Below are 16,951 nucleotides of genomic sequence, written 5' to 3' on the forward strand. Positions count from 1 at the left end.
TATGGTGATATGATTAGCCACAAAAAAACACCACCACTTTTATTATAAAAAACAGAATAGACCTACAAGAGGAGAACATAGATAAGGGCCAGATTTTACCCTATAAAAGCACATGATCAAAACTCGTTTATGTAACAATCTGTTTAAAAGAGCAGCATCGGCCGCTCATCGGTAAGTTTTGCCTGTTGAGCGATTATGATTGGTTGATGCCCATATTGATTAGTATTATTGACAAATTATATACTTAAATTTAACAACAGCCGCAAGTAATAAATGAGCCTCAAATCAAAAAGTAACTTTATAACCATACTAATTCATGTACTTACATGGGTAGTATTGAGTGTTTCGCTGTTCTTGTACCAGCCGTTAACATGGAATATTGAATTACCCTACCAGTTTTGGATAAAGCAGGTACTTGTTTTAAGTACGCTGATAGCAGCCTATTATATTAATGCCAGGATACTTGTTCCGCAATATTTATTAAAGAACCGTACTGGTATATATTTCCTGTATATACTTGCTTTGGTAGGCGTTATAGTTTTATTGAACGCTTTTGTGGATGACTGGCTTAATATGCACCGGCTTATTGACACAGCTTTTCACAAACACGGTCCGCCAAGACGCCGTGGAAAAAATCATGATTTTGATGTTGCCGTGATAGCTATAATCGCGTTAGTACTTGGCATAAGCACCAGCATTACCGCCATTCAAAAGTGGCAGGGCGATATCCGCCTGCGCGAGGCTTTGGAACAGGATAAAATAAGTTCCGAACTGTCATTCCTGAAAGCGCAGATCAACCCGCATTTCTTTTTTAATACCCTTAATAATATTTACGCCCTAACGCTGGTAAATGCAGATACATCGCGCAAGGCGCTGCACCAGCTATCGCGCATGATGCGGTATGTATTGTATGATACCCAGCATGGCACGGCCCAACTTAGTCAGGAAATAGCATTTATAAAAGATTATATCAGCCTAATGGAACTGCGGCTTACCGATAAGGTTACCGTAACATTTAATTTACCTGACACAATAAATGGCACAACCGTTGCCCCTATGATATTTTTACCCTTTGTGGAGAATGCTTTTAAACATGGCATTAGCGCCACGCTGCCCAGCAGTATCTTCATTAGTATTGAGCAACATGCCAATCAGCTGGAACTAATAGTGAGGAACAGTATATTTAAAGAAAATAATGCAAATCTGGAAGAAAACAAGGGCATAGGCCTTACCAATACCATTCGCCGGCTCGATCTGCTTTATCACAATAAATATGATTTGCTCATCAATGAAGATACTGCTACTAACACTTATTCCGTTCACCTAACGCTCAACCTATCATGATATTGAATTGTATAGCAGTTGATGACGAGCCCCTTGCACTCGGATTGGTTTGCAGCTTTATTGAGCAAACCCCATTTTTAAAGCTTACCGGTAGCTACTCAAGCGCTGTTGAGGCATTGGTGGGCCTGCAGGATAAAAAGGTTGACCTTATTTTTCTGGACATACAAATGCCCAATTTAAATGGCCTTGAACTGGCCCGGGTGCTGGATAGCCGCGGCCCGAACAAGCCCCGTATTATTTTCACTACAGCCTATAACCAGTTTGCACTGGAGGGTTACAAGGTTGACGCGCTTGATTACCTGCTTAAACCCTTTAATTATGAGGAGTTTTTACATGCAGCTAATAAAGCCTTAACCTATGTAGAACTGTTACAACGCTCAAATACGGCTTCACTGGCAGTTGATGAGCAGCGTATGGAAGATGAGTACTTGTTTTTAAAGATAGAATACCAGCTGGTACGCATTGCCCTGAAGGACATATTGTATATGGAAGGCCTCAAAGATTATGTAAAAATATATCTTCAAAATACCGAGAAACCACTGCTGTCACTCACCAGCTTAAAAGCACTGGAAGAAAAACTGCCCGCCAAACGTTTTATGCGTGTGCACCGCTCTTTCATCGTTTCGCTTGATAAAATAAACTCCATTACCCGTAACGCCCTGCAAATTGGCAAAATAAATATTACCGTTGGCGATCAGTACAAGGAAGCCTTTGGTCAGTTCCTGAGCAAGTGGCTATAATTTACGCGTTAATGTAACTTATAACCCGTTTAGCTATTCAATTTAAAAATCATCCGTATTTTAGCAAAAGCAATTTTGCTGGGTTTAATATGTGCGCTATTTTTGTAAGTGCCAATAAAACCGTTGAATATTAATAGCTAATTTTAATACATGCAAACAGTAACCGCGTCCTGGCTAAAATCACTCGAAATTTTAAATAGTGTACCTGAAGAGCAGCTGCAATGGCTTTTAGATAATAGTGAAGATAACATATTTGAAGATGGAGAATTCCTGATGCAACCTGGTGAACCTATGAGCGGACCTCATATAACCGTAGATGGCAGCATGCGTTTTTTTATGCTGCAAAGTGGTTTCAGGCGCGAATTTACGGTAGTGGGCCCGGGTAACGTTACGGGGTACCTTCCCTTTTCAAGGGGCAAAATTTCAAAGGGGTATGCACAGGCTATTGGCAGGTTGCAATTACGCAGCTTCAATACCGAGATGATACCCGAAATGATAAAAAATCATTACGAGCTTACACAGGCCCTGGTAAATATCATGACCACCCGTGTACGTGATTTTACTGCCCTACAGCAGCAGAATGAAAAAATGATGGCCTTGGGTAAATTATCGGCCGGGCTTGCGCATGAGTTAAACAACCCGGCATCGGCCATCGTTCGCGATTCTTTGACATTAAAAAAACACCTGGAGCAGGAACCCGAAAGTATTAAGGCCATATTTACTATGAAAATTGAACCTGAACAGGTTACTGCTATCACCAAAAGCCTGTTTGAGTTGCTCGACGAGAAAAACTTTACACGGCTAAGCCTTAAACAACGTACAAAGCGCGAAGATGAAATAATTGAATGGCTTGATGAGCATGAAGTAGAAAATGGATATGACATTGCTGAAAGCTTTGTTGATTTTAATTTTACCATTGATACGCTGGAAGCATTTAAAAAACATACACCCGAGGGTAACTTAATGCATGTACTAAACTGGATAAGTGATATGCTGGTCACCGAAAAAATGGTCAGGGACATCCAGGAGTCTGCAAGGCGCATTGCCGAGCTGGTAAGTTCCGTTAAAACATTTACCCACATGGATCGTGCGCAGGATAAGCAATATGCCGATATACACATAGGCATTCGCAATACGCTTACCATGCTTGGTTATAAGATAAGGAAAGGAAATATTAACGTTGTTGAAGATTTTGATGAAACACTGCCCGAAGTAAAGGCCCTGATTGGTGAACTTAATCAGGTATGGACCAACCTGATTGACAATGCTATTGATGCTATGGAACCGGCCGGCAAAGGTACACTGACCATTAAAACCCGCCGCGACCGTGAATTTGTTGAAGTTTTTATAGTTGATGATGGCCCTGGAGTTCCGCCCGATATACAAACGCTGATATTCGACCCATTCTTTACTACCAAAGAAATGGGCAAAGGTACCGGTATGGGGCTTGAGGTTGTACAACGTATTGTAAAACAACACCGTGGCTCCATAAAAGTAAAATCGGAGCCGGGCCATACTGTATTTAGTGTTTGTTTCCTGATTGACGGATAGCGTATCAAGTAGCTGGTATCAAGTATCAAGACAGCATTCAAATGGCACTGTACTAATAACCCCACAACTTGATACTTGATACTAATTACTCGATACTAAACAAAATATTAATTATTTACCTATTAGAAAAACACCCCTATGAGCCGCCCTATAATATTTTCCATTGATGATGACCCGCAGGTACTGCGGTCCATAAGCCGCGATTTAAGATCGCAATATGGTAAAGAGTACAAAATATTGAGTACAACATCGGCAAACGAAGCCCTTGAAAGCCTTACTGAGCTTAAAAACAGCTCGGATGTGATCGCCTTGTTCCTGTGCGACCAGCGCATGCCCGAAATGGAGGGGGTTAAATTTTTGGAGAAAGCAAAAAAAATATATCCCGATGCCAAACGTGTACTGCTTACGGCTTACTCTGATACCGAGGCCGCTATAAAAGCCATTAATGATGTGCAGCTTGATTATTACCTGATGAAACCCTGGGACCCGCCCGAGGAAAAACTTTTTCCGGTAATAAATGACCTGCTCGAAGACTGGCAAAATAATTATGTACCCGAATTTGTGGGCATTAAACTGGTAGGTTACCAATTTTCGCCACAATCGCACCAGATAAAAGATTTTTTAGCTGGTAACCTGATACCTTACCGCTGGCTTGATGTTGAAAAGAACATTGATGCAGGCAGCCTTTTGGCATTGAACAATTTAACAACTGATTGCCTGCCACTGGTAGTTTTTGAAGATGGCAGTTATATAGCAAAACCAACCATTAGGGCCATAGCCGAAAAGCTGGAGAAAAACCCACAAACACTTACTGATGTTTATGATGTAGTAATAATAGGTGCCGGACCTGCCGGACTGGCCGCGGCTGTTTATGGTGCATCAGAAGGATTAAAAACTTTGCTGATTGAGCGTAAAGCACCCGGCGGACAAGCAGGTACCAGTTCGCGCATTGAAAATTACCTGGGTTTCCCTGCAGGTTTAAGCGGGGCCGACCTCACCAGGCGCGCCATAAGCCAGGCCATGCGTTTAGGCGCCGAGTTTCTATCGCCCCAATCAGTAAGCGATATCAAACAAAAAGATGGCTATAAAACCATCGTTCTGGATGACGGTCCCGAGATCATCAGCCGTACCGTGGTAATTACTACCGGTGTTGATTACCGCAAGCTGGAGGTAAAAGGCGTTGAAAACTATACAGGAGCAGGCATTTATTATGGTGCCGCTACTACCGAGGCCACAGCCTGTACCGGTAAAGAGGTGTATGTAATTGGCGGAGGTAACTCTGCAGGGCAGGCTGCTATGCACCTATCCAAATTTGCCAAAAATGTGTACATCGTGATCCGCAAGGATAGTTTGGTAAGTACCATGTCGGCCTATCTGATAACACAAATAGGTGATACCCCCAATATTGAAGTTATACCTGATACTGAAATTATTGAAGCCAATGGCACCAACTGCCTTGAGGAGCTTACACTGTTAAATTGTAAAACACAGAAAAAGGTTACTAAAGAGGCTAATGCCTTGTACATTTTTATCGGTGCAAAACCTTATACCGACTGGATAAAGCTCGACATTATAAAAAACAATAAGGATTTTATTGAAACCGGCCGCGAACTGCGCAGCTATGAGGGCTTTGGTAAAATATGGAAACTTAAACGCGATCCGTTTTTACTGGAAACCAGCTGCTCCGGCATATTTGCCGCTGGCGACGTACGCGCCGGAGCCATGAACAGGGTAGCATCAGCCGTAGGCGAAGGCTCCATGGCCATTAGTTTTGTACATAAATATTTAGCCGAGGTTTAATGATGGAAGAAGATGAAATATGCCAGCACCTGGCTGCCATTACTGATATAAAACAACCGCAGGATCACGTTTGCGAGGAGTGTGTAAAAACGCATTCCTCGTGGATGCACCTGCGTACCTGCCAAACCTGTGGTGTTACCCTTTGCTGTGATAGTTCGCCCAATACGCACATGACCAAACACTTCCAGGCAAGTGGTCACCCGGTGGTCACATCAGCCGAGCCCGGCGAACGCTGGCTATGGTGTTATGTTGATGAACTGGTAACAGGATATTGACCGTTGATTTAAATGATTGGCGCGATTTCGCTGATTTTTGTCTGAACCATGATTTCGTCTGAACCATGATTCATTGGATTAAAGTATTATCATGATTCTTAACCGCCCTTAAACCATAAAATAAGAACATTCAAGTAAAGTACTCTCCTTTGGAGAGGGTTTAGGTGAGGCTTCTGCAATACTTACTACTCCGAAAGATATTTATCTAAAGAAATTGGCCCCGAACCCAATATGGTGAACAGTACCAACAGGATCAGTGCGGTAATGGACGGCCAAGCCATAGTATTAATGGCTTCCTGAAAAATACCCGTTAAAAATACAGCGCCCAAAACTATGGGTATTTGAATAATGGATGCCAACCGGGTTAATATACCCAAAGCTATCAGTATCCCCCCAACCATGTGGGCAAAGGTTACATAATAAACCAGGATTATTAACACAATAGGCGACAGGTCAATTACATCCTGGCTATCAATTATATTTTTCAGGTATGCCGTATTTTCCATGAACGCTATACCTTTTAACAATAAAAATACACCAAGCGCAATTCGTACCAGGTCAAGTATCTTAGGGTGATGAGTGTCGCCCCAGTTTTCAATTTTATGAACTAAGTTCATGACAGCCTCCTTTCTTTTTATAAGGTGTTATTGGTTATAAAGTAAGCAGCGGTTTTATTGGGTTAAAAGGCATGCTTTTACTTTTACTAAATATAGTAACAAACTCGTTATAAATGCAAATTATTTTTCTTCACTTGTTGTCATTTCGACCGTATACGATGAGCATATCCCGTGTATAAGATTCCTCCCCGTACCTCGTTCGGGATGACATTCGAGCCACCTGGGTCTTTACGCTACACCATTGATCATGACAACCCGTTGTCTTTTAACCATCCCCTCAACGTAGTCAAATCCTTTTGCACAACAGTAGTAAACTCCTGTTTGCTGATAGTTATTTGTTTGGCGCCGTCCTGCGCACCGCCCAAAGCTTCATACTCACAATGTAAGCTCAGTGGTCCTCCTATGTTGTTTTGTTTGATAACAGCAAAATACTTTTTAAAATCAACCATCCCCTCACCCAGCGGAACGCTTTTTACCTGCCATTTACCATCCTTTTTCTCCCAGTAAAAATCCTTGATGTTGGTTGTTTTAATATGTGGCACAAGTGGTTGTATAGATGTAGCCCAGGTATCGGCCCCTTCGGTAGTGGCATGCCTGATATCGTACTGGCAGCCTATCGAAGTTGGATCAAGATCTTTAAGTGCCAGCCAAAGGTCCCAAATGGATGCACCAAATAAGTCGCCCGAATGGTTTTGGTAAGCGCCGTGAATATTATATTGTTTATTTAAAGCAGCCAAACCAGCAAACTGTTTGGTAATTACCTGTAAATTGGCCGGAACAGTAATGGCATTATTATAATTGAACCAGGCTGTGCGGTAATATTTTATACCCAATGCTGATGCTGCCTTTAAAATATCCACCGTATACTTTTCGTTGGGCTGTTTAATGTTGGTTACTATGGAGTATACTTTTAACCCGGCCTTTTCAACTGCGGCCACCGCTTTGGGCAAATCTGCAGCCACATTTTCGGGCTGCACATGACCATCGGGCCTTACGGTTAGGTCAACACCATCAAAACCCATTTCAGCAGCCAGTGCAGTCATATCGGTATAGTTAAGCCAGTGCAGATGTTTGGAGAATATACTTACCTTAATTTTTTCGGCAGCAGATGTGTTATTAGTTCCGTTATTATTTAAAGTTACCGGGGCAAGTGCTCCCTTTCCTAAAGCACTCAGGCCAAACGGGATGCCGGCAGTAACCAGCGCGGCTGTAGTTATAAACTTTTTACGGCTGATGGTTTTCATAGGCTTTATAAATTGGTAATGCAATATAATAAAGCTGCATTGAATTTTAATGAGTAAAGTTGGCCACCTGGCATCGCTGCGAGATTAATAAAACAACCACATTACCAGGAGTGGCGCATGACAACTATATTTTACTCAAACCCCAAAAACTTAAACATAGTTTGCTAAGTAATCAATCGCCCGGATGGTAGGTTTTTTGAGCGTGCTTAAGTACATCACTTTTATAAAACAACACATCTTTAAACTTCCCATCAATAAATCCCTGTGCCTGATCGGTAAAGTTTTTTGAGGAAGGATCAAAAGACTGTCCCCCGGTCATTATACTCCTGGCTTTTATGCGCGGCCCAAACTCAATGGCCGCGATAAAGCTATTGCCTGAGTATCCATAGCGCTTTTGCGTATTTACAGTACGGCTCTGGAATGATGGCAACTGCCCAAAGCCCGACCCGGTTGCACCAACGGGAATACTTGGCAGGGCATCATCAAACGTAATACCATCGGCAGGGCGCTGGTACCGGTTAACATCACCCCACTGTATTTTCCACCTGCCAAAGCGGCTTTGCAGGTTTTTTAAAACATCGGCCAAAAATTGGAGTTGTTGCACGCCGTCTGTTTGTGAAAGTTTTTTAACACGTTGAGTAATAAATGTGCTTTGCTGATCAGTTTGAGGCGGCGGCATGGTTTTCATCATAAGGGTTCCCCACTCAATGGCCAGGGTGCTGGCCACAGAGTTTGCCGCGCTGCGTTTGTCCCATTGTTTTAATAACGCTATAGGTTCTGCAAGTGATTTTTTAATAGAATCAGGGGCATTATCATAAGCCTTAAACAAAGGCGGCAGCAGGTCATCAAAAGCAGCAAGGTAATGATCGTACCCCTTGGCTATCAACCCATCGAGGGTGATATGATCCGCATCTTTTAATAATTTAATGGCTGTAATGGCCCTGTAATTTTCGCCATCGGGTGCCATGTAAACCGGGTATTTGTTTTTATCGGGGCTGCTTGTTCCTGATGCAGTATAGGGTGTGGAATTACAGTTCTGGATCCAGCCTGTCGCGGGATTCATATCGGTTATGATATCCTTAAGCGCATGTATACCCTGCCATTCTGTTGCAGGGGTGCTGCCATCAACAGGCAGGCTCCAGTTAAATGCGGGATTACGTTTGGGAATGTAATTGCCATACCAAAATATGATATTTCCTTTGTCATCGGCATAAACCGTGCTGTTTGATGTGTTTGATACCAGCTCCATTGCCTTTTTATATTCGGCCAGCGTATTGGCTTTGGTGATTAGCCATGATTCAAGCAGCGCGTTATAGGAGCGGTTATTAGCTTTCAGCGCCAGCCATTTACCATCTCTGCTGCCCAATACAGGGCCATGATGGGTATAATAACCTGTTATAGACCGCTGTTCTAACTGATCGCCCTTTTTAATGCTCAGTACCAGTTTGCGGGTGGTAACAGGCCTAAGCGATCCATCATACTCATAATACCATTTGCCATCTTTTTTGCTCACCTTTTCGGCATACAGATCACCTACATCGGCGTAGCTGCTGGTATGCATCCAGCCGCAGTGCTGGTTAAATCCCTGGTAAATAAAAAATTGCCCCCAGGTAACCGCACCGTAGGTATGAAGCCCTTCATCGCTCACCAGCTCTACCTCGCTGCGAAAATAAAAGGGCACATGCGGGTTAATATATAACAAAGCATGCCCTGATGCCGACTTTGATGGTGCTATAGCAAAGCCGTTTGATCCGGTTTCCCGCTCGTTCACCATATCATAAACTGGTGTGGGCTTGTTGATCAACGCGCCAAGTTTTTCGCTGCCCCCATTATAAAAATTCTGCGTTTCTGATAATTTTATACCACCGGTTTCTGTCGCAGCCACGCTGCCATCGGTAAACATTAAAGCGTACCAGGGTTCAAACCGCTTAAATACTTTGGGTTTTACTTCAGGGTGTTTGTACAGGTAATAATTAATACCATCGGCAAAAGCATCCATCAGTTTTTTAAACCACGGCGCGCTGGCCTTATAATCTTTAATGGCATCAACGCTATCGGCAATCAGTTGCAACTGCACATCGGTATATAAGCTATTTTCTCCATCGGCTTCGGTTTGCCGTCCCAACTGGTAAAGATAATTGCGTTCAATACCTTTAAAGTTGTCTTCACATTGCGTATACATTAATCCAAACACTGTTGCAGCATCCGTTTTCCCATAAATATGCGGCACACCCCAGTTATCCCTAATGATGGTTACCATTTTTGCCTGGGTCTCCGCGCGTTTGATCTCCTGCGGGTTAAATATTTGAGCAAAAGCTATTACCGGCGAAAATATTAAAGCAAAAATTAAATAAGGTTTCATAGTAACAATATTTTTACCTGTCAAAAAGGCCTTTTAGATATAAAATTAAAGGGTGTTTTAATAATAACAGTAAATTTGACGCTTAAGCTATAATATTTATAATACCCCGCCGTTCCTATTCAATTATTTATAATTAATACGGAGCGGGATGATTAAGCTCAAAAAACAGCATAGCTACAAAGTAATAAAATTTTGTTTACTGAAGCTGAACCATCAGTAAATATATAAGAGCTTGGGTACTCATTAAGCATGATATCTGAGATTTAGTTGATTCAATATCGTTTGATATGATATTGCGGTGCGTTCCGGGGTGAGATACGGAACGCACTTTTTTATTATTGGTTCAATGGTTCATTAGTTCAATTGTTCATTGGTCTTAGCAGGCAGTAAATCCAGGCACAATAACATTTCGACTATTTAAACTAATCACGAACCCAGTGATCACGCTCGCGGGCCATTACCAGCAGTACCATACGGTTATAGGTTTCAAGGCCTTGTGGCTGGTTATTTGCCTTTAAAAAGTTATCATAAAAAACGCTGCTAATTGCACCCAGCTTATTTTCATATGATAGCCAGTAATTGTGCTCAATCACATAATCCTGATGTACCTTTTTTGAAAGCAGGGCCTTCAATTCTTTATGGGCCAGCGTATCGCACCTGCCTAATGAGTACATAAATTCACTAACCGCCAGGTGATAGGCCGAATAACGCAGCAACCTGTCCCGCGATCTTATAGCGACCACAAAACCGGCAAAATCAGCTTCATCTTCGGCCCCATAACCCATCTGGTGCGACATTTCATGACAGGCCACAAACGGCCGGTTAAAAATGGGCATCTGGTAATTGATCTGCGCCTCGGAGGTAAAAGGGTTATAATAGCCCGATGTACCAATATAGTTTAACAAGAATGTTAACAGTGATGGTTTAATATCGGGATGGTAGGACCGAAAATTAACAGAATCGGCAGAAAGTGAACTTACAGCCTGTACGGCGGTATGATAAATAGCGCTGTTTGTTTGGGCCATATCCGCGGCGGTAACCCGCGCCCGGGAAGCGTTGGCACTATCAATCAGCAATTTGGTTACGGCTTTCAGGTCGGCAGTTGTAAAGGAGGTATCCCGTAAATTAAGCCGCTCGGCTGCCGATGGCCTGAAATAATTCATCCCCCAAAAAAGATAAAAAGCCAGCACGCCTGCCTGTACACCAATAACCAGTCCTAATAATACCATACCTATCCTTTTAAACTGCTTTTTAAAAAGCAGTTTAAAAACCCCGATGATTTTATAAATTAAATACCCTATTACTGTTATGTACAATATATCGCCAACACTAAATGGAAATAAACTTAAAACCGGATGAAAAACTCTGCAAATGAATATATAAAAGCCACTGGAATAATAACGCTCAACTACAGCAGGATAACCTGCCAACTGCATTAGTATAAAAATAGCCAGTGTTAATAATAATATGACAACTGTTCTTTTTAATAAAGGTTTTTTGCTGAGGTTGTAATGCATTGATAGTGTAAATATAGCTAATAGGAGTTTGCTAAATTAATATTTAAACTGATACCTGTAATGATAATAAACCCAACCATAAGCCATAAAAAAAGCCCCGTAAACGAGGCTTTAATGTGATCAGGTCAATTAAAAAAATCTTTATTTTACAGAAACAGGCACTTCAAATGTATCCCATTTCAGGTTAAACCCGCCTTTATCAATTGCGTAGGTAAGGCTTTCCTGTTTTGGAATAGTTTTGCCTTTAACAGTAACCCTTAACTGGTCATTACTTTCTTTATACGTATAAGCACCCCATTGTTTTGGATTTTTATCAAAAATAATGGTCCATGTTCCCTTTTCAGATGGGATTACAAAAAATGCATACCTGCCTGCCGGAAGCGATTTACCTTCAACCTTTATAGCTTTGCTGGTTGTAATACTGGTTGCCGAATCGGCACCGGCACGCCATACTTTATCGTAAGGCACAATTCCGCCCAATACTTTACGGCCTTTTACATAAGGGCTGCCATATTTAATTTTGATAGTTGAACCAGCCACAACAGCAGTTGTACTGTCATGCGGACTTGCGGGCTTTTTATCTTGGGCAGATACCATACTGCTTACAAACAGGGTAACTGCAAAAAGCAACGCAGCTTTAAATTGGAATGTTCTTCTCATAATATTTTTCATAATTTAATGGTATAAATATAAGAGGAAATTTGTTTGATTATCCATTAGCGTGATAAATAAAGTGAAATTAGTACATCCTAATAAATACACAAACAATTTGATATACAGCACTGTTTAATAGGAAGAAGATCACATTGCAGTTAGGAATTGACCTTAGGGTTTCATAGCCAAAAGGTTAAACAATTGTTGTGGTTTTTTTGACCCTTGCCGCAAGGCAGGGGTTTTTTTTGCAACTTTTACCGGGGGGCTATAGTTACATTACACTTCAGCGTCTTCCCTCATCTCTTCCCAGTAAACTGATTCAAAATAAAGGCCGTTTTGAATAGCCACCTTGCATCTTACTTCCTGCAGTTCGGCCCTAATCTCTTCGGCGGAGCGTTCGCTGCTAATGGAATGATAATAAATTACATAACCAGTTCTACAGTTTATAAATTTATAATGTTTATCAGCGGGTTTCATAATGATGAACTTGTATAAATATAATCAACATGATGGGCATATTGTTTTATCAGGGCCAAAATGTTACATAGTATTTATAAGCTCACCGCTTAAATTGGGTGTTTATTAACCCTGCCTGAAAAGTAATGCCATCCTGGCCAGCTCACTTTCGGTAATGGCTGTGGGATTTTCAAATTGTTGTACGATAATGGCTACCGGAAAGCTGATGCTGCCACCTGATGTTTTAACCATAACGCCGGTATCAAATACACTATGGTTTTTATAGTCGCCTATTAAATAATTATATCGCGATAACCTTATCAATAATTCAACAATGGCATAAGTAGGCAAACTGTGTTTCGGCATGGCTGTAAAGATACACCAACAAATTAATAATATTAAATTAACACTACGTTAACAATTACGTGACCTTTAACAACAAATTAATATCTACATTTAACCGCAATATAATTTGTGACTTAAGTAGGTTAATCAATTAACATACAGAGTTTTAATTTTCTACCATTTAAAACAAGATCATAAAAGTTTAGCTTTATGTCGATATTCCCCAATTCAAATAAGATTTTTTATGATTTGTTTAACAAAGCTGCGGCCAATGTTGCCGAAATGGCTACGTTACTAAATATCGCAGTGAACTCGGCCGATCTTTACGAGCAAAAGTACAATTTCACTCATATTGATAAGTTAAAAATAAAAAGCTACGAACTTACTCACCAGGTATTTTCAGAGTCGGGCAAATCATTGGTATCACCATTTCAGCGTAAAGATATGTGCGACCTGGCCGCTGCAGTTGATGATGTTGCCGATAGCATAGCCATGGCATCGCGCAGGATACACCTGTATGATGTTCCTGAAATAACGCCGCCAATCATCAACCTGGCAAATTTGATATTTCAAACAAGCATGGAGCTTCAAAAGGCTATTATTGCCATGAGTAACCTAGGTAACTCAGCACATATTTTTGAGCTTTGCAACAATATTAAAAAACTGGAATTTCAGGCAGATACCGTTTATAACGAAGCTTTTGCCGATTTACTGGCTAACGAAACGGATGCTATACAGCTTATTAAGTATACTGATGTTTTTATGGCGATGGAAACCGCTACCGATAGTTGCGAGGATGCAACACTGATTATTGAAAGTATCCTGATCAAAAATGGTTAATGACTGTTAAGTCAATGTTATCAGCATAGATTAAAATAAATGGTCCCGAAATAAATTCGGGACCATTTATGTAACCAGTTGGTCCACCTGCCTATGGGATGCTGAAACAAGTTCAGCATGACGCTAAAATCTATTAATGTTTGCCCTTATCGTCCTTCTTATCGCTTTCTTTTTCGGGTGGAGCATCCGGGGTATTCATATTCTCCTCGTCCCTTTCTTTGTTTTCTTTCTTAAATTCAAGCTTGCCAAATTTGTAGCTCAGGCTTATACCAAATGAGCGTACGGGAACCTGCCTTATATTAACTGTGCTAAAGCCGCTGCCAAAGGTTGTTGAACGCTGGCCAACAAAATTGGCGAAGGGATTAGCTGCTGTAAGTCCGAAACTGAACTTTTTATTGAGGATCATTTTACGCACGGCAAAATTATAGAATACGAATTTAGGATTAACACCCTGTATGCCTTTTTGCGATGAGTTATAGTTGCCAAAAAACTCTGCGCTCAGGTCATGCCCAAAATTGTATTGCGCGTTTAGGTTTAAACGATAAGTAAAACCGCTTACGCTTGCAAAACCAGGATTTCTGCTAATCCTGTCAGAAAATATCATGTTGGTACGCAGGCTCAGTTTACTTGTTACCGGTACTGATGCATATAAATTGATACCTGTACGTATCTGCGAACCTAAGTTATACCATTGATTTAATGACACGTTATTATAAGTGATGCCGTTTACATCCAGCTCCGGAAAAAAGGTGGTAAACTGTTGTATATCATCCGTATTGTAACGGTAAAACGCGGCTATATTAATGTTAGCTCCCTTATCAAATGACTTATTGTAGCCCAGTTCAAAATTATCGCCCTTTTCAGGTTTTAAATTAGGGTTACCGGTGCTGATGTTACGTGGGTCGCTGATGTTTAAAAACGGGTTCAGGGCGCCATAATCAGGTCGTTGTATACGGCGGGTGTAACTAATTTTAATAGACTGGCTATCGCCAATTTTATGTGAAAATACCAACGACGGTACCAAAATATTATAATCAGGGATATTAGCACCCTGAAAATCGGCTTTGATAGTAGTGTACTCATCCCTTAAACCTGCCTTTATATCCAGAAAATCATGAAACAGCGATGTGGAGGCAGAAAGGTAATAGGCATATATTTTACTGTCATAAGTAAAGCCATAGGTTTGGTTTGTATTAGGCACAAATCCACCGTTCAATAAAGTATCAGTAACAACATTATTATTGATGTGATTAAAATCAAGCTTGGCGCCCGTTTCAATAGTAAAATTTTTACTTACCGGATGGGTGTAATCAACCGAAATATTGGTTTCCCTATCCTTGCCCGGATTATTATTTGATATACCTGTTGATGGCCTGTTTCCGGCTAAAAAATCTGTTTGCTGAAAGGAGCTGAAGCTGTTATTACCAAAGCTTTCGGTATACAATACGTCAAGCTCCTGGCCTTCTTTATCAAATGTTTTTTTGTAACCAACGCTCACATCAGTTGAGGTACCGTTAAATTTACTTCTCGAATTACGGATATCTGCAAGATCTGACACGAAATTACCTGCTGCATCAACTACCCGCGTATCCTCGTTGCTAACACCCGTGCTATGGTTGCCAAAATGATTAAACCCAACAGACGCGTTCAAATCATCATGTTTGGTTATATTCCAGGTAAAGTTTAAGCCCGATTGGTACCCGTTGCGGGTAAAGTTGTTGCTGCCTTGCTGCAACAGCGTAGTCATGTTTTTTAATGAATCAGTTGAGGTACGGGTACGGCTATTGGGCGAGTTGCTGTTGAGCTGGGCATTACCGCTAAAAAAAGCGTTCACCCCAAAATTACCTTTGCGTACATTCAGGTTAAATGATCCGTTTTCGCGGCGGGTACCAGCCGATAAGTTAACGCTGCCATTAACACCTTCAACCCTGCTGTCTTTTAATATAATGTTTACTATACCTCCTGTACCGGCAGCATCATACTTTGCACCAGGACTGGTAATTACTTCAATACTTTTTATCTGGCTGGCGGGTATGCTCTGCAGCGCATCGGCCAGGCTGGCTCCAAAAATACTTGACGGTTTCCCGTTTATTAAAAAGCGGATGTTGGCATTACCCTGCAACTCCACGTTACCATCAATATCAACTGTTATTTGCGGTACTTTTTTTAATATATCAATAGCTACACCGCCCTGCGCGCTCAGGTCGTTTTGCGGATTGTACACCATCTTATCTATCCTGTTTTCAACCGTAGGGGTTTTGGCGGTTATGGTTACACCCTGCAACTGACGCGGCACAGGTGCCAGTTTTATTTCGCCTACAGATACATTGCCGCCATCCTTAACAATTACGTGTTCAATAGTAGCACGTTGATACCCTAAAAAGTCGGCTGTAATTTTGTACTCGCCGGCAGGTATACGATCTACCGTAAAATTCCCTTTAGTATCCGTACTGATACCATTAAATGGCGATGCATTACCCTGTTTGTAAACAGATATAGTTGCATAATCAACCGGTTGTTTGTTAGTAGCATCGGTAACTTTACCGCTTATTTTACCTTTGGCGGCAGGGTTAACCTGGGCTTGAACATTAACATAAAAAATAACTAACAAAAACGATACAAAAAGGGCCTTCATTACAATAAATTGGTGATTAAGCCGCGAATTTGATAAGAAAGATTGGATAAAAATTGAATTTTATCAATTGTTGTGTATTTGTTACAGTAAGGTTAACTGTATGTATATATACTTGTTACAAAACACTAAAAAATGAGCACTAAAGTACCTGCGATGATCAATAAAGCGCCCGATGCCGTTTTTAATGTAAGTGGCTCGCCTAAAAATACAACGGACAGCGCAATGGCTATGGCAACACTTAATTTGTCAACCGGTGCTACTTGTGATACCTCGCCCAGTTGCAGGGCCCTAAAATAACAGATCCATGAAAGGCCGGTTGCACAGCCCGAAAGCAATAGGAATGTCCAGTTCATTTTGGTTAAACCACTTATGCCCTGGTTGCTGCCTTTAAATAATACGATGGCCCAGGCCAGTATCAATATCACTACGGTACGGATGGCGGTTGCCAGATCGGTATCAACCCCTTTTATGCCTATCTTGGCAAATATTGCGGTAAGTGCGGCAAACAATGCCGATAGTAAAGCGTATATCCACCACATGCTTTTTGTTTTACATTTAACATTATATGTTG

The 16,951-nt window shown here is 41.3% G+C and carries 15 protein-coding genes; 6 read left to right on the forward strand and 9 right to left on the reverse strand.

From position 1 onward, the window contains the following. Nucleotides 1-273 precede the first annotated feature (273 nt). The 5 genes from M2273_RS15415 to M2273_RS15435 all read left to right on the forward strand — a co-directional run bounded on the left by M2273_RS15415 (nucleotide 274) and on the right by M2273_RS15435 (nucleotide 5,710). Nucleotides 274-1,344 carry a sensor histidine kinase gene (locus M2273_RS15415; RefSeq protein WP_429398334.1) on the forward strand — a complete coding sequence of 357 codons (1,071 nt, stop codon included), beginning with the start codon at nucleotides 274-276 and terminating at the stop codon, nucleotides 1,342-1,344. Next, entirely contained in the window at nucleotides 1,341-2,084 is a 744-nt protein-coding gene (locus tag M2273_RS15420) for a LytR/AlgR family response regulator transcription factor (protein ID WP_429398336.1), read from the forward strand. The genes M2273_RS15415 and M2273_RS15420 overlap by 4 nt, the downstream gene beginning before the upstream one ends. 150 nt (nucleotides 2,085-2,234) lie before the next feature. After that, nucleotides 2,235-3,635 (forward strand): ATP-binding protein, encoded by a 1,401-nt coding sequence (locus tag M2273_RS15425; protein WP_429398338.1) that lies wholly within the window; start codon nucleotides 2,235-2,237, stop codon nucleotides 3,633-3,635. A gap of 138 nt (nucleotides 3,636-3,773) precedes the next feature. Further along, nucleotides 3,774-5,435 carry an FAD-dependent oxidoreductase gene (locus M2273_RS15430; RefSeq protein ID WP_429398340.1) on the forward strand — a complete coding sequence of 554 codons (1,662 nt, stop codon included), beginning with the start codon at nucleotides 3,774-3,776 and terminating at the stop codon, nucleotides 5,433-5,435. Then, nucleotides 5,435-5,710 carry a UBP-type zinc finger domain-containing protein gene (locus M2273_RS15435; RefSeq protein ID WP_429398342.1) on the forward strand — a complete coding sequence of 92 codons (276 nt, stop codon included), beginning with the start codon at nucleotides 5,435-5,437 and terminating at the stop codon, nucleotides 5,708-5,710. The genes M2273_RS15430 and M2273_RS15435 overlap by 1 nt, the downstream gene beginning before the upstream one ends. Nucleotides 5,711-5,895: 185 nt before the next feature. Here the strand turns inward: M2273_RS15435 and M2273_RS15440 are convergent, their stop codons facing one another. The 7 genes from M2273_RS15440 to M2273_RS15470 all read right to left on the reverse strand — a co-directional run bounded on the left by M2273_RS15440 (nucleotide 5,896) and on the right by M2273_RS15470 (nucleotide 12,926). Next, a complete protein-coding gene (locus M2273_RS15440) occupies nucleotides 5,896-6,327 on the reverse strand; it encodes a DoxX family protein (RefSeq protein WP_429398344.1) in 432 nt (143 codons plus the stop codon). Nucleotides 6,328-6,572: 245 nt separating this feature from the next. Beyond that, a complete protein-coding gene (locus M2273_RS15445) occupies nucleotides 6,573-7,571 on the reverse strand; it encodes a sugar phosphate isomerase/epimerase family protein (RefSeq protein WP_429398346.1) in 999 nt (332 codons plus the stop codon). A gap of 172 nt (nucleotides 7,572-7,743) precedes the next feature. After that, nucleotides 7,744-9,933, reverse strand: coding sequence for a penicillin acylase family protein (locus M2273_RS15450; RefSeq protein WP_429398348.1), 2,190 nt, complete (start codon nucleotides 9,931-9,933; stop codon nucleotides 7,744-7,746). Nucleotides 9,934-10,355: 422 nt separating this feature from the next. Continuing rightward, nucleotides 10,356-11,450 (reverse strand): DUF3810 domain-containing protein, encoded by a 1,095-nt coding sequence (locus M2273_RS15455; RefSeq protein ID WP_429398350.1) that lies wholly within the window; start codon nucleotides 11,448-11,450, stop codon nucleotides 10,356-10,358. A 141-nt stretch (nucleotides 11,451-11,591) separates the two neighbouring features. After that, nucleotides 11,592-12,110, reverse strand: a complete 519-nt coding sequence (locus M2273_RS15460) for a DUF2911 domain-containing protein (protein ID WP_429398352.1) — start codon at nucleotides 12,108-12,110, stop codon at nucleotides 11,592-11,594. 270 nt (nucleotides 12,111-12,380) lie between these two features. Further along, a complete protein-coding gene (locus M2273_RS15465) occupies nucleotides 12,381-12,581 on the reverse strand; it encodes a hypothetical protein (RefSeq protein WP_429398354.1) in 201 nt (66 codons plus the stop codon). A 105-nt stretch (nucleotides 12,582-12,686) separates the two neighbouring features. Beyond that, nucleotides 12,687-12,926: a hypothetical protein gene (locus M2273_RS15470; protein WP_429398356.1), complete on the reverse strand. Its 240-nt coding sequence runs from the start codon at nucleotides 12,924-12,926 to the stop codon at nucleotides 12,687-12,689. A 189-nt stretch (nucleotides 12,927-13,115) separates the two neighbouring features. Here M2273_RS15470 and M2273_RS15475 point away from each other — a divergent pair, with 189 nt between their 5' ends. Beyond that, nucleotides 13,116-13,745 carry a DUF47 domain-containing protein gene (locus tag M2273_RS15475; protein WP_429398357.1) on the forward strand — a complete coding sequence of 210 codons (630 nt, stop codon included), beginning with the start codon at nucleotides 13,116-13,118 and terminating at the stop codon, nucleotides 13,743-13,745. Between the two features lie 133 nt (nucleotides 13,746-13,878). On the opposite strand, the gene M2273_RS15480 is transcribed toward M2273_RS15475, so the two are convergent. Next, the gene (locus M2273_RS15480) at nucleotides 13,879-16,380 is read right to left on the reverse strand and encodes a TonB-dependent receptor domain-containing protein (RefSeq protein ID WP_429398359.1); all 2,502 of its coding nucleotides are present in this window, start codon (nucleotides 16,378-16,380) and stop codon (nucleotides 13,879-13,881) included. A gap of 125 nt (nucleotides 16,381-16,505) precedes the next feature. Continuing rightward, a complete protein-coding gene (locus M2273_RS15485; RefSeq protein ID WP_429398361.1) occupies nucleotides 16,506-16,919 on the reverse strand; it encodes an EamA family transporter in 414 nt (137 codons plus the stop codon). Nucleotides 16,920-16,951 lie beyond the last annotated feature (32 nt).

It is taken from the genome of Mucilaginibacter lappiensis, from assembly GCF_050433765.1.
GTDB classification, from domain to species: domain Bacteria; phylum Bacteroidota; class Bacteroidia; order Sphingobacteriales; family Sphingobacteriaceae; genus Mucilaginibacter; species Mucilaginibacter lappiensis_A.